General features: G+C 66.2%; 10 protein-coding genes and 1 tRNA gene. All 11 read left to right on the top strand.

Features of this window, described 5'->3' with window-relative positions:
- The first annotated feature begins 114 nt into the window (after positions 1–114).
- The 11 genes from HRU76_14610 (at position 115) to HRU76_14560 (ending at position 13661) form a co-directional block, all read left to right on the top strand.
- Positions 115–1860, top strand: coding sequence for a hypothetical protein (locus HRU76_14610; protein ID QOJ18738.1), 1746 nt, complete (start codon positions 115–117; stop codon positions 1858–1860).
- A gap of 59 nt (positions 1861–1919) precedes the next feature.
- A tRNA-Arg gene (locus HRU76_14605) sits at positions 1920–1993 on the top strand.
- 17 nt (positions 1994–2010) lie between these two features.
- A complete protein-coding gene (locus HRU76_14600; GenBank protein QOJ18737.1) occupies positions 2011–3303 on the top strand; it encodes a ribonuclease D in 1293 nt (430 codons plus the stop codon).
- A complete protein-coding gene (locus HRU76_14595; GenBank protein QOJ18736.1) occupies positions 3300–3992 on the top strand; it encodes a DUF1080 domain-containing protein in 693 nt (230 codons plus the stop codon). The genes HRU76_14600 and HRU76_14595 overlap by 4 nt, the downstream gene beginning before the upstream one ends.
- A 47-nt stretch (positions 3993–4039) precedes the next feature.
- Positions 4040–6529, top strand: a complete 2490-nt coding sequence (locus tag HRU76_14590; protein QOJ18735.1) for a c-type cytochrome — start codon at positions 4040–4042, stop codon at positions 6527–6529.
- Between the two features lie 208 nt (positions 6530–6737).
- Complete coding sequence (locus HRU76_14585) at positions 6738–7355, top strand: MotA/TolQ/ExbB proton channel family protein (protein ID QOJ18734.1); 618 nt, start codon at positions 6738–6740, stop codon at positions 7353–7355.
- Entirely contained in the window at positions 7345–7761 is a 417-nt protein-coding gene (locus HRU76_14580; protein QOJ18733.1) for a biopolymer transporter ExbD, read from the top strand. Before HRU76_14585 ends, HRU76_14580 begins: the two co-directional genes overlap by 11 nt.
- Positions 7758–8636 (top strand): energy transducer TonB, encoded by an 879-nt coding sequence (locus tag HRU76_14575; protein QOJ18732.1) that lies wholly within the window; start codon positions 7758–7760, stop codon positions 8634–8636. The genes HRU76_14580 and HRU76_14575 overlap by 4 nt, the downstream gene beginning before the upstream one ends.
- Before the next feature lie 253 nt (positions 8637–8889).
- Complete coding sequence (locus HRU76_14570) at positions 8890–10107, top strand: PQQ-like beta-propeller repeat protein (protein QOJ18731.1); 1218 nt, start codon at positions 8890–8892, stop codon at positions 10105–10107.
- Between the two features lie 50 nt (positions 10108–10157).
- Positions 10158–11399: a PQQ-like beta-propeller repeat protein gene (locus tag HRU76_14565; GenBank protein QOJ18730.1), complete on the top strand. Its 1242-nt coding sequence runs from the start codon at positions 10158–10160 to the stop codon at positions 11397–11399.
- A gap of 105 nt (positions 11400–11504) precedes the next feature.
- Positions 11505–13661 (top strand): TonB-dependent receptor, encoded by a 2157-nt coding sequence (locus HRU76_14560; GenBank protein QOJ18729.1) that lies wholly within the window; start codon positions 11505–11507, stop codon positions 13659–13661.
- Positions 13662–13685: the final 24 nt, after the last annotated feature.

Below are 13685 nucleotides of genomic sequence, written 5' to 3'. Positions count from 1 at the left end.
TGTGTTGAATCCAAGTGCTTGGGCTGCATTGCGTTGCGTCGCGATGCCGCTGCGGCATGGTTCGATCACGACCGGGAGGAAGAGATGACTCGCCGTTCCGCTGCTCTCTCAGCCATGATGATCGTGTGTGCAGGTCTCTCGGCGGTGGTCGCCGGAGGGGCTGGCGCTCAGCACGTTGCGGTTTCAGTGCAGGTTTCGTCCGATCGCCAGTTCGTCCCGCTGCAGTCGTATGTGCAGGGAGAAGTGGACGGCAAACTCCTGTTCTTCTGCGGGCTGTCGGACATGGGGCTGCACGTCTTCGGCCAGGGCGCATTTCCGGCCAAGAACTTCAGCCGCCAGATCGTCATGGTCGATCGCGCCACCGGCGCGGTGACGACCGGAACCACGGATCACCTTCCCCTGGCCACGCGTCAGGCGATGACCGTCACCGCTCCCACGGCGGTGCAGTACGGCTCCATCCTGTACATGTATGGCGGGTACGGACCGGACCTGGAGAATCCCGGCGACTACTTCACGCGGGCGCTCTGCACCGCGATTGACCTGGTGCAGGTCAAGAACGCATTGCAGGCCAGTCAGCCGGTTCCGGCGAGCGCCTTCACGCACACCGAATGCGTGGCGGGAAAGGTCGCCGGCGCGGGCATCGTGAAACTGGGTGATCGCTTCGCGCTGATCTGCGGCGCCGACGCGGATGGCGAGTACGGGTCCGCTCCCGACCCCGAGTACACCAACGTCGTTCAGATCTTCGACCGCAATGTCAGTTACGTGAACCCCGTGGAGACGCTGGATGACGGGCAGGGCTTCTTCTCCCCGATGCATCGCCGCGACGTGAATGTCCTTCCGGTCCGCATGCCGGTCGATCGGGCCGGGTTCGTGGTCGTGTGCGGCGCCTTCGAGAGCGGCATCTTCCTTTACGAGAACCCGCTGATCTGGGGCGAAGGCGATGCCGTGCCGTACGAGGACAACGAGTTCATTCAGCACATCGGCGGGTACGAGGGGCCGATCGCCTCGCTGTACTCCGCGTCCCACGATCGGAATCACCTGCTGATCTTCTCGGGGCTTTCCGGCTACGAGTACATTGATAACGAGTTCGTGTGGAACCCTGCCGCACCCTGGACGAGGCAGATTGTGAATCTGCACGTGGACGGCGGGGTCTTCGCGCGCGAGCTGGTGCTGGGTGAGATGCCCTGGCCTCTCACCAACGCCAAACTGGTGCTTGAGAACACGCTGCCCAAGACCACCGACGGCCAGGTGCTGGTTGACCAGTTGCCATTCGGTCAGCCGATTCTGCTGGGACGCATCTACGGCGGCATCGCCGCGGAGAAGCAGGGCTCCGTGTCGCCCACCTACGCCTCCGACGCGGTGCTGGACGTGTACGTCACGGTGACGCCCGAAGGCCCGGTGGAAGTGCGGCCCTCGGCATTCTCGCGGGTGCGCGGGCTGCACGTTTCCGGCGGGCTGTCCGACCTGCTGCAGAGTGATGATCTGCGCCTGGTGACTCGGCCGGACGTGTTCCGCACCTCCGCCGTGCCGCCGGTTCAGATTCAGGTGGTCGGAACCTCGCCATTGCAGAATCCATCCGAGATCAAGTTCACCGTGGAGAGCCGGGCTTCCGCCAACAACATTTCACAGCGCGTGCGGCTGTTCAACTACGATACGCAGAAATGGGAGCAGGTGGACGCCCGCACCATGCCGCTGTCGGATACGACGATCGTCGTGACCATTTCGACCGATCCGGCCCGGTTCATCGACGACGCCACCGGCGAAATGAAGGCCCTGCTGCAGTACAACGCGCTGGCCTTCACGATCGCCCCGATCTGGCAGGCCGGTCAGGATCTGACGATGTGGACCATTGTCCCCTGACCGTTGTTGCGGTTGCGATCGTCACGGAGCCGCGCGGGGGCGGGCTACAATCCGCGTCAGCCCCGGTAGCTCAGTTGGACAGAGCAGCCGCCTTCTAAGCGGCAGGTCAGAGGTTCGAATCCTCTCTGGGGCGCTCTTCGAACCCTTCCCGTGTCACGCCCTCCGCACAAGACACTTCGACACGCGCTCCGGGGACGCCGCGGATCGCGGCGCGCCGCCAACCACGACGAAGTGACGGCCCAGGGCGATGGGCACGGGCACGGTCACGGCGAGCCCGATGGGCTGATCACCGACCCGGCCGAATTTTCCGCCCTCATCCACCATGTGCGGGAGATCGGCTGCTTCGCCTACGACACCGAGTTCATCGGTGAAGAATCGTACTGGCCGCGGCTGTGCGTGATCCAGATCGCCACGCGCGATCGCGTGGCGCTGATCGATCCGCTGGCCGTGACTGAGCTGTCCGCCCTGTGGGATCTGCTGGCTGATCCGTCCATTGAGAAGATCGTCCACGCCGGAGCCCAGGATCTGGAGCCGGTGGTGCGGCACCTGGGCCGCGAACCGGCCAGCGTGTTCGATACGCAGATCGTGGCGGGGTTCCTCGGCATGCCGTATCCGCTGGGACTGCGGGCCCTGGTCGAGGCCTTCACGGGGACGCGGCTGGGCAAGGCGCTGACCTTCACCCGGTGGGACGTGCGCCCGCTGTCGGCCCAGCATCGGCGATACGCGGCGGATGATGTGCGCTTTCTGCCGTCCATCGCTCAGCGCATGCGCGAAATGCTGACCGAGCGAGGCGTGGAGCGATGGGCGCGGGCGGAGTGCGACGCTGTCTTCTCCCGTGAAAACCTCTCGTTTCATCCGGAGTCCGTGCTGACGCGCCTGATCGGCAACCGCACGTTCCGACCGCGCGAGGTGGGCGCGCTGCGTGAACTGGTGCTGTTTCGAGAGCAGGCCGCGGAACGTCACGACCTGCCGCCGCGCACCTTCCTGCGCGACGACGTGATGCTGCGGCTGGCGCAGGATCATCCGAAGGACGCGGACGGTCTCGACCGCATCAAGGGATTGCCAAGGCCGGTCATCGCCGCCCACGGCGCCGAGATACTTGACGCCATCGCCCGCGGCCACGCCGAGCCGGGGCCGAAAGTGACGCAGACCCCCGAAGAGACGCCTGGCGAAAGGTTTCTCATCGACGGGCTGTGGTCGCTGACGTGCGCCCGTTGCCACGCGCATGGCGTTGACCCCGCCCTGGTGGGCACGCGGCGACGCCTGGCGCCGATCATTCTGGCTCACCTCGCGGGACACGAGATACCGGACTCCGAGCTGCTTGCCGGCTGGCGGCGCGAACTGATCGGGGAGTGGCTGCTGACCTTCCTGTCGAAGGGCGTCGAGGCGGCGTTCCGATTCGATGGCGCGCTCCGTGACGGCGATGCGCGGGGGCAATCGTGAAGTTGGTCGCTCCGGCCATCGTGCTTGCCGCGATGCTCGGCTGCTCGCCGGAGAAGAGCGCCGATCACTCTGAAGCTGAAGCAAGCCGCGACCATCCGGGAGCCGTTCCTCGCGTGATCCACCTGTTTGACGGCGCTTCGCTCAACGGCTGGACCAGAGTCGGTGGCGGCGCGACCTATCGCGTGGAGGATGACTGCATCGTGGGAGAGGTCGGGCCCGGCTCCAACACCTTCCTTCGCACCAACGTCGAGTACGCCGATTTCGACCTGACGCTCGAAGTGCGTCTGGACATGCCGGGCAACAGCGGCATCCAGTTCCGCTCGCATCAGAAGGACGGAACGGGGCAGGTCTACGGCTATCAGTGCGAGATCGACCCCTCGCCCCGCGCCTGGTCGGGCGGACTGTACGACGAAGGTCGGCGCGGCTGGCTGGTTCCGTTGGATCGTGACGAGCACGCCGCGGCGCGGGCCGCGTTCCGGGTGCATGATTGGAACACGTACCGTATCCGGGCGGTCGGACCGCGCATTCAGACGTGGGTCAATGGCGTGCCGTGCGTGGATGTCGAGGATGATGCCGACGCTTCGGGGTTCATCGCCCTTCAGGTGCATTCGGGTGCGTCGGGGCGCATCCGATGGCGGAACCTCGTGCTGACAGACCTGTCCGAAACGTCCGGGGAGCAAAGCCCGTGAGGGGGTGGTGCGTCGTTCGCGCGATGTGGCCCCTGGCAGCCGTGGTCGTGGCGTCCACCGCCTTCGCCCAGGCCGGCGACCGGGCCGACGAACCGCAGCCGGAGCTGCCCGAAGCATGGCGACTTCCACCCGCGCCAGTGCTGTCGCCAGAGGAGGCGCTGGCGTCGTTCGTCCTCGAGCCGGGCTTTCGCGTGGAACTGGTGGCGCGTGAGCCGCTGGTCGAAGATCCGGTCGCGTTCGCTTTTGACGAGGACGGCCGCCTCTGGGTCGTCGAGATGCGCGGCTTCATGCCCACCGTCGATGGCGAGGGCGAACTCGATCCCGTGGGCATGATCGCCGTGCTGGAGGACACCGACGGCGACGGGCGCATGGATCGGCGGCAGGTGTTTCTCGATCACCTCGTACTGCCCCGCGCGGTGGCGCCGACGCATGGCGGGGCGCTCATCATCTCGCCGCCGGACCTGATCTTCGCCCGCGACACCGACGGCGACGGGCGGGCGGATGACATTCGTGTGCTCGCCAGCGATCTTGGGGGTTTGACGAACCCCGAGCATGCGGGCAACGGGCTGGTGCGGGGGATCGACAACCGCTTCCATCTGTCCCAGCATCCGCGGCAGTATCGGTTCGACGGCGACATGCTCATCCAGGAAGCCACGCCCGGCCACGGCCAGTGGGGGCTGGCGATGGATGACCTGGGACGTTTCTACTACTCGCCCAACAGCGATCCGCTTCGCGCTGATCTTGTTCCGCTTCACTACGGTTCGCGCAACCCGAACCTCGGCGCCTTGACAGGCGTGGATGAGCGCATCGTCCACGACATGCGGGTGTGGCCGATTCGCCCCACGCCGGGCGTCAATCGCGGATATCAGAAGGACTTTCTCACGCCCGACGCCCGTCTCGTGAGCGTGACCGCCGCCTGCGGACCGGCCATCGAGCGGGGCGGTGTCTTTCCGGTTTCGCACCGAGGCAACGCCTTCGTCTGCGAACCGTCGGCGAACCTCATCAAGCGGTACGTGCTGATGGAGGAGCCGGACGGACGGCTCACGGGCCGCCCGGCGGAAGAGGGGCGTGAGTTCCTCGCTTCCACGGATGAACGTTTCCGTCCGGTCAACCTGTGTTTCGGGCCGGACGGCGCACTCTACGTGGCCGACTTCTATCGGGGCATCCTGCAGCACCGGGTGTTTATGACGACGTTTCTGCGCAAGCAGGTCATTGAGCGGGGACTGGATCGACCGATCGGATTGGGGCGAATCTGGCGGATCGTGCCGACGGAGTATGAACACCGTCCGCCCCCTCGGCTCTCACGGGCGACAGCCGTCGAGTTGGTGGCGGATTTGGCGCACCCCGTCGGCTGGAGGCGCGACACGGCGCAGCGGCTGCTGGTCGAGCGCCGAGCGAAGGACGCGGCGGCGTTGCTGGAGCGGACGGCCTTCGATGCGCCGTCGCGACAGGCGGCCATTCACGCGATGTGGACGCTGGAAGGGCTTGGAATGCTTTCGCCGTCGGTGGCGCAGGCCGGGCTGGCGTCCGGTGACCCGTGGATTCGCGTTCACGCGCTGCGTCTGCTTGAATCCGACATCCTTGATGATGAATGCTTCGGTCGGGCGGTGGCGCTGCTCAAGGACGAATCGCCCCTGGTGCGAGTGCAAGCGGCGCTGACGATCGGGGCGCGGACCGATGAGCCCGCCACCGCAGCGCTGCACGAGGCGCTCAACGCCAACGCGGCCGACCGGCGCATGCGCTCGGCGGTCTTCTCCGGTCTGGCGGGGCGGGAGCGCCCGTTCCTGACGCGACTGCTCGCCGACTCCACATGGCAGATGCGACGCGCGGGCCTTGGCGAAGCCGTGTCCACGCTGGCGGACTGCATCTTCCGCGCCAACGACGCCACGGCCGTCACGCGCCTGATCGAGGAAGCCGCCGACCCCGCCAACCCGCTGTGGGCGCGGCAGTCGCTGCTGTCGCGCGTGGCGGCGGCGCAGCGGCTGGACACCTCGTACCCGAAGACGCTCGTTCTGGCCAGTGAGCCGCGCGGGTGGGTCGCGCTGCGCGAGGGGTCGGATGAGCTGGCGGCGCTCGCCGGGCGGATACACCAGCGGCTTTCCTGGCCGGGTCACAATGAGCAGCCCCGCGCTCGCCTGCTGACGCCGCAGGAGAACGAAACGTTCCGCAAGGGCCAGCGACTGTACGACGCCTTCTGCTTCTCCTGCCATCAGGAAAACGGACGGGGTCAGCCGGGCGTGGCGCCCTCGCTGGTGGGGACGGAATGGGTGCTGGGCCCGCCCGAGCGGCTGATCCGCATCATGCTGCATGGGCTGCGCGGACCACTTGAGGTGGACGGAATGACCTTCAACGGCGACATGCCCCGCTCCCCAGCGGGCGGGGACGAGCAGATCGCCCAGATTCTGACCTTCATTCGCCGTTCGTGGGGCAACGCGGCGGATCCTGTCCCGCCCGAACTGGTACGTCAGGTGCGGCAGGCGACAGCCGATCGGGTGGATCCGTGGACGGTTGCGGAGTTACGGAGTGTGGATCAGTAAGCAGGAGAGTCCACAGATTGACACGGATGGACGGGGATGAAAGGTAAGGGGCGTTTCGTCGCGTTCACCAAGTGATCGGCGGGCGTGTAGGATCAGTTTCTGTTTGAACCGCAGCAATCAACGTCCTGTGCTGGTCGTACTCTGAGTCTGACTGTCTTGACTTCATCTGTGCCCATCCGTGTTCATCGGTGGACTTCGGGTTTGAAACATGGGATTGGACTGGATTCACCAGGGCGGGCCGCTGATGTACGCATTGATCGCGTGCTCGGTGGTGTCGGTGACGATCACCATCGAGCGCATGATCTTCTGGATGCGTTTCCGGCGCGAGCAGGATGCCTCCCTGTTTGATCGCGTGCGCGCCCTGGTGGCGCAAGGCCAGCGCGACGAGGCCGCGTCGCTCTGCGCTGGCTCGCGTGACGCCGCGGTTCGGGTGTGTCGGTATGCCTTCGAGCATCCGCAGGAATCGCTGGAGGCGGCGCTTCGAATGGGGGCAAACGAGGAAATCCGGCGCATGAGCCGCTACCTGCGCATCCACGACACCATCATCACGCTGGCGCCGCTGCTGGGGATTCTCGGCACCGTGCTGGGCATCATCGCCACGTTCGAGGTGCTGGGCGGCGGCCGCATCGACAACCCGGTGGCAGTCACGGGGGGCATCGCCGAGGCCCTGCTTACCACCGCCGCGGGGCTGGTGGTCGCGATGCTGTCGCTCGTGCCGTACAACTACTTCACGGCGCGGCTCGAGCGGGCCGTGGGCGAACTGGAAGGTCATCTGACCAGTTTCGAGATCACGTTCCGCACCGGGAGGACCACTCGTGCGGATTGATGCGCCCATTCTGCGGCGCCGGGCCAGGGTCGAGATGATCCCCATCCTCGACTGCATCTTCATTCTGCTGGTGTTCTTCATCTACTCCATGCTGGCGATGACCGTACAGCGCGGAATGATCGTCCGGCTTCCGGGCGCCAGCGCCGGGGCCACCGTCATCAACCGCGACGAGGCGGTGGTCATCACCATCGGCGAATCGGGCGAAATGCAGGTGAACGACCAGCACGTGACGCCAGAGACGATCGCAGCGGCGCTGGACGCGGCGCTGGCTGAACTGCCGACGCCTCGCGTGGTCATCAACGGCGACGCCGGGGCGCGTCACGGGCGGGTGGTGGAGGTGCTCGACCTGCTGCGGCGGCGGGAGATCGAGCAGGTGCTTATCCTTGCCAGGGAAGAAACGCCATGACGCGCGACCTGGCTCTTGCGGGGGGGCTGGCGATCCTCGCCCACGTGGGGGCGGCGCTGTTGCTGCGCGTGGGGCCGGTCAACGCGGCCCGCGTTGACCTGGGGGGCGTCACGGTCACGCCGGTAACCATCTCGGCTGCGAGGTGGGCGTCACCCGCACCTGAATCCCACACCGTGGCCACCGAGCACGGGGCGGACCCGGCCGACGCGGCGTCCGAAGAGGCGGCAGCGTCGGAAGTGGAACCCGTGGCGGAACCGATGGACGCGGTCGAGCGAGTGGATGTGATTCGCGGCATCGCTCCGGCGCTCGCCCAGGCGCAGCGTGCTTCGGAGGAGATTCGGGAACAGGTCGCGGCGGCGCAGGCGTGGGCCGCGGCATGCGTGGCGACGCTGGTGCGGGATGTTCGCTCGTGGCTGGTGGTCCGCGGGGCGGGATCGCCGGTACGGGACGAGGCGACGTCGCCGGAAGCAGTCGAGCCAACGCCCGTATCGCCAGGCGATCTGCCGACGGAGGCGAACCGGCGCGAGACGACTCCTGTCCAGGCGCCGTCGCCACCATTGCGTGAATCAGCGGGTGGAGCGGTCGCCGCGTCGCCGACACCCGCCGTCGTCATCCGCAATGAGCCGCCCGTGTATCCGACGGTCGCACGCCGTCGGGGGTACTCCGGCGTGGTGGAGCTGCGCATCGAGGTGCTGGCGGATGGCACGGCGGGGCGCGTTGAACTGCTCCAGTCAAGCGGACACGAGGTGCTCGATGAGGCCGCGATCGCATCCGTCAGGCGCTGGCGCTTCAGGCCGGCCACCCGCGGGGGCGTCAGCGAGGTTTCCTGGATCGAGGCCCCGGTGATCTTCCGCTTGGAACGAGTGGGCGACTGAGGCGTCCAATGCTGGGTGGTCCGCAGTGCGGCGCGCTGGGTGGCGTGACGCGCCGCGTCGCGCGGTGGTGCTCCCTCGGTTGGAGCGCCGGACTATTCCCGCATGTCTCTCGTTTCTTGGATTTGTTCGGGACACCTCACGACCGGCACCCTTCTACGGTCCAGTCAGTAGAATGGTCGGACCGCCGGGCGACCTTCACGACCGGCATCCGGGGTTTTCAGGGTTCGGTCGTCAGCGTTCCACAGGAGTTCCCATGCGACATCTCACGTGGCGTTCCATGATCGTGGCGGTCAGTTGTCTGGGTTGGGCGGGGGCGGCGGCCGCCGAGGGCGACGCTGACCGGGCGTGGAACCAGTTCCGCGGACCGGATCGGACGGGCATCTCCAACGAGACGGGGTGGTCCGTCGAGGGCAAATCGGAGCCGGTGTGGTCAAAGAACGTGGGGCTCGGGTACTCCGGGCTCTCGATCGCCGACGGGCGGCTCTACACGCTGGGCTACGACGAGGCGAAGGAAGAGGACGTGATTTACTGTCTGGACGCCCTGACCGGCAAGGAAGTCTGGACGCACCGATACCCCTCTGCCATCTGGAATCGAGCGCACCGGGGGGGCACGCTGTCCACGCCGACAGTCGATGGCGATGTCGTCTACTTCTCCGACCGCGAAGGCAAGTTCTTCTGCTTCGAGGCCGCCACCGGCAAGGTCGTCTGGAAGAAGGATCTGAAGGCGGAATACAACCTGACGTACCCGACCTGGGGGTTCTCCACCGCACCCTTTGTTCTGGGCGACCGCGTCATCATGAACGTGGGCAAGGTGATCGCCTTCGACAAGAAGACCGGCAGGGAAGTGTGGCAGACCTCGAAGAACTACGGCGACGCCTACGCCACGCCCATCGAGTTCGACGCCCAGGGCACTCCCGCGCTGGCCATCTTCAACCGCACCGGCCTGGTGCTGATCGCGCAGAAGGACGGGTCGCAGATCGCGGTGTTTGAATGGAGCATTCAGCCCTACGTCAACGCCGCCCATCCCGTGGTGACGGGCAACAAGGTCTTCATCTCCTCCGGGTACAACCACGGCTGCGCCTTGCTGGAGCACGCAGGCAGCGACCTCAAGCCGCTGTGGACGAGCAAGATCATGCGCACGCACATGAACGCCGTCACGCTGTGGCAGGATCATCTGTACGGCTACGACGATTCGGTCTTCAAGTGCATCGACCTGCAGGGCAACGAGAAGTGGAGCGTGCGCGGCATCGGCAAGGCGGCACACATCCTGGCCGACGGCAAGCTCATCCTGCTCTCGGGTCGGGGTGAGTTGATCATCGCGGAGGCGACGCCGGAGGAGTTTCGTGAACTGTCGCGCCGCAAGGTGCTGGATGGCGGACAGTACTGGACCACTCCGGTGCTGCTCAACGGGCTCATCTACGTCCGCAACAGCAACGGCGACATTGTCTGTCTCGACCACCGGGGCTCGTGACGCCGGCGCCGCGGCGCTCACCAACGTTCGAACACGCGGGAGATTCGATCATGCGAAGGAACAGCGCGATCCGCCTTGTGCGCGGCGCAACGCGTCTGACGACCCTGGTCGCGGCATGCGCCGCATCGCTCGCCTCCCTGGCGCAGGGCGGTCTCGACTGGCCTCAGTGGCGCGGACCGGATCGGGACGGCATCTCCAAGGAAACCGGCTGGGTGGTGGAGGGCAAGCCCGAGCACCTCTGGTCGAAGAACGTCGGGCTGGGCTATTCCTCGGTGGTCGTCGCCAACGGACGACTGTTCACCAACGGGTACGACGAGGCGACCCAGGAAGACGTGATCTGGTGCCTCGACGCCGTGACCGGCAGGGAGATCTGGTCGCATCGGTATCCATCGGAGAAGTGGGCGCTCTATCACGGCGGCGGCACCAATAGCACGCCCACCGTCGATGGCGATCGCCTCTACGTGGGCGAGCGCAAGGGACATCTCTTCTGCTTCAGCGCCGCCGACGGCAAGGTCATCTGGAAGAAGAACCTGGTCGAGGAGTACGGCGTCCAGCTGCCCACCTGGGGACTGGCCGGTTCACCCTACGTGCTGGGCGACATGGTCTACATGAACGCCGGGCTGGTGCTGGCCTTCGACAAGATGACCGGCGACCTGAAGTGGAAGTCGGCCAACCTGGGGCATGCCTACTCCACGCCGATCGACTTTGAACAGTCGGGACGCCCGTTGCTGGCGGTGTTCAATGGCAACGGGCTGGCGATCCTCGATCGGAAGGATGGCTCGACCGTGAGCATGCACGAATGGAAGACGCGGCATGATGTGAACGCCGCCACGCCAATCGTCATCGGCGATCGAATCTTCATTTCCTCGGGATACGGACGTGGCTGCGCCATGCTCTCGCTTTCGGACGGCGGCGTGTCGGTGGCGTGGGAGAACAAGAACCTGAAGAACCAGATGTCCGGTTCGGTGCTCTACAAGGGGCATCTGTACGGCTTCGACGAACCCTCGCGCTTCAAGTGCATGGATGTCGAGGGCAACGTGAAGTGGGATGAGCGCGGCCTGGGCCACGGCTGCGTGAGCATGGCGGGCGACAAGCTGCTGGTGATGACGGGCCGGGGCGAACTCATCATCGCCGACGCCACGCCGGAGGGCTTCAAGCCGCTCTCGATGGCCAAGGTGCTCAATGGCGGCGAGTGCTGGACCACGCCGGTGCTGTCGCACGGGCTGATCTACGTCCGCAACTCGCTGGGGCACCTGGTGTGCCGCGATCATCGCTCGGGGGCGAACCCCTGAGCATTCGGCGCGTGTGGATTGAAACGAAGCGGGGCGACGGCGCTGCATCGCGTCGGGATGCCGCCGCCGGGGTGAGATGGGAGTGACGCACTGATGCACGTGAGCATGTTGGCATTGCTGATCCTGATGATCGCATCACAGGATCCGCCATCGACGCCGCCGGATGACGATGCGCCGCCCGCCCAGGAGACGACTTCGCAGCCCCCGCCGCCGGGGGCGGACACGGTGGTTCGGATCGATCCGATTCTGGTGACCGCCCGCATGTGGGAGGAACTGTCGCAGAACGTGCCCCAGGCGCTCTCAGTGGCGGACGGGCGCATGCTGCGCGACGCCGGCATCGTCAAGATGAGCGACGCGGCGGTCTTCGTGCCCAACCTGCACTTCACCGAGTTCTCGGCGAGGCGGCTGAGTTTCCCCACCATCCGCGGCATCGGGGCCACGATCGGCGATCCGTCCGTCACCACGTATATCGACGGCGTGCCTCAACTGGCCGGCAGCAGCACCAACATCGCGCTGCTCGACGTGGAGCGCATCGAGTTCCTGCGCGGACCCCAGGGCACGCTCTACGGGCGCAACTCGCTGGGCGGGCTCATGGCCCTGCACACGCGCCGCCCCGGCAACGAGTTCGCGGTTCGCTCGCAGATTACCTTCGGCAACTATGACCTGTTCGACGCCTCGCTCTCGGTCTCCGGGCCGGTCGTTGAGGACAAGCTGTTCTTCTCGCTCTCAGGACTCCGCTCTAGCCGCGACGGTTATACAACGAACGACTTCACCGGCAACGACGTGGACTTCCGCAAGTCGTTCTTCGGGCGCGGGCAGCTGCTGTGGACGCCCGACGAGCGCAACGACATCCGCGTGACGCTGTACGGCGAGCATGCGCGCGACGGCGGGTTCGTGCTGTCGGAGTTGAACGCGCTGCGCGACCGGCCTCACCGGATCATGCAGGACTTCGAGGGCCGCGCCGAACGCGATATCCTCGCCTCATCGCTGTCGTGGAACCACTATGGCGAATCGGTGGACATCACCACCATCACCGGGTGGCAGGACTGGGATATTCTCGAAACGTCGGATTTCGATTTTTCGCCGTTCGACGCCGTGCGCCGCCGCACCACCGAGTCGCAGCACTCGCTGTACCAGGAAGTTCGCCTGGCGTCGCCCGCGGACAGGTCGATCGAACTGGGTGACCGCGCCACGTTCAAGTGGCTGGTGGGGGCGCAGGTGTTTTCGGCGGAGTCGGACCGTTCCGCGGCCAATGACTTCAGGCCGGGCGGAGCGGGCATCTTCTTTCCGCCCGAACAGGTCGGCGTGGACACGTCGCGGGGCGACTTCGACGACCTGGGCTTCGCGGTGTTCGGGCAGGTGACGCTCACGCTCTTCGAGCACCTCGATCTGACCGCCGGGGCGCGGTACGACGTGGAGGACAAGGAGGCCCGCATCCGACGCACGTTCGAGGTGTTCGGGTTCCCCGTGTTCGACTCAACAACGCGGCTGGACCGTCGGGATGACGAGTTTCTGCCCAAGTTCAGCGCGGCATACCGCTTCAACGACGACTTCATGGTCTACGGGCTGGTGGCCAAGGGCTTCAAGGCGGGCGGATTCAACCTGACGGCCCCGGCGGACGCCTTCACCTTCGGGCCTGAAACCAGCTGGACGTACGAGGTCGGCTTCAAGAGCACCTGGTTTGACGATCGCCTGCTCTTCAACGCCGCGGTGTTCTACATCGACTGGGACGACATGCAGCTCTCGCTGTTCGACCCCTTCGCCGGGGGCTACGTGGACAACGCGGGTGAGGCGGTGAGCAAGGGCTTCGAACTGGAGTTGATCGCCCGCGTGGCGCAAGGGCTGGAGCTCTTCGCCACCTTCGGCTACACCGACGCGGAGTTCCGCGAGTACGTCGATCCCTTCGGCGCGGACACGCGCGGCAACCAGCTGGCCTTCGTGCCCGAGACAACGTTCTCCGTCGGGGCGCAATACACGCACGATCTTGGCCGCGGGTGGAACGCATTTGTCCGCGGCGAGTATGTACACGTGGGTTCGTACTTCTATGATGCCGGCAACCGGGAAGGCGAACGCTACGGGCTGGCCAACTTCCGCATCGGCGTGGGCGGACCTCACGTGCGGATCGAGGCATGGATTCGCAACGCCTTCGACGAGGAGTACGTGCTGGTGGCCTTCCAGCCCAACCCCGCCGATCCGAACGTCTTCGTCGGCGAGAGCGGGGCGCCCAGGACGTACGGCGTGAGTGTGAGCATCGATTTCTGATCCGGGCGAACCGGGGCGGGGTGA

This window comes from Phycisphaeraceae bacterium, from assembly GCA_015709595.1.
Lineage (GTDB): Bacteria > Planctomycetota > Phycisphaerae > Phycisphaerales > SM1A02 > CAADGA01.
Note: the sequence above shows the minus strand (reverse complement) of the source record. Positions and strands in the feature narration are given on the sequence as shown.

Bases quoted from the DNA above. Each gene is read 5' to 3' on its own strand.
- HRU76_14610 (QOJ18738.1), top strand. From the start codon at position 115: ATGATGATCGTGTGTGCAGGTCTCTCGGCGGTGGTCGCCGGAGGGGCT.
- HRU76_14565 (QOJ18730.1), top strand. From the start codon at position 10,158: ATGCGAAGGAACAGCGCGATCCGCCTTGTGCGCGGCGCAACGCGTCTG.
- HRU76_14575 (QOJ18732.1), top strand. From the start codon at position 7,758: ATGACGCGCGACCTGGCTCTTGCGGGGGGGCTGGCGATCCTCGCCCAC.
- HRU76_14585 (QOJ18734.1), top strand. From the start codon at position 6,738: ATGGGATTGGACTGGATTCACCAGGGCGGGCCGCTGATGTACGCATTG.
- HRU76_14570 (QOJ18731.1), top strand. From the start codon at position 8,890: ATGCGACATCTCACGTGGCGTTCCATGATCGTGGCGGTCAGTTGTCTG.
- HRU76_14560 (QOJ18729.1), top strand. From the start codon at position 11,505: ATGTTGGCATTGCTGATCCTGATGATCGCATCACAGGATCCGCCATCG.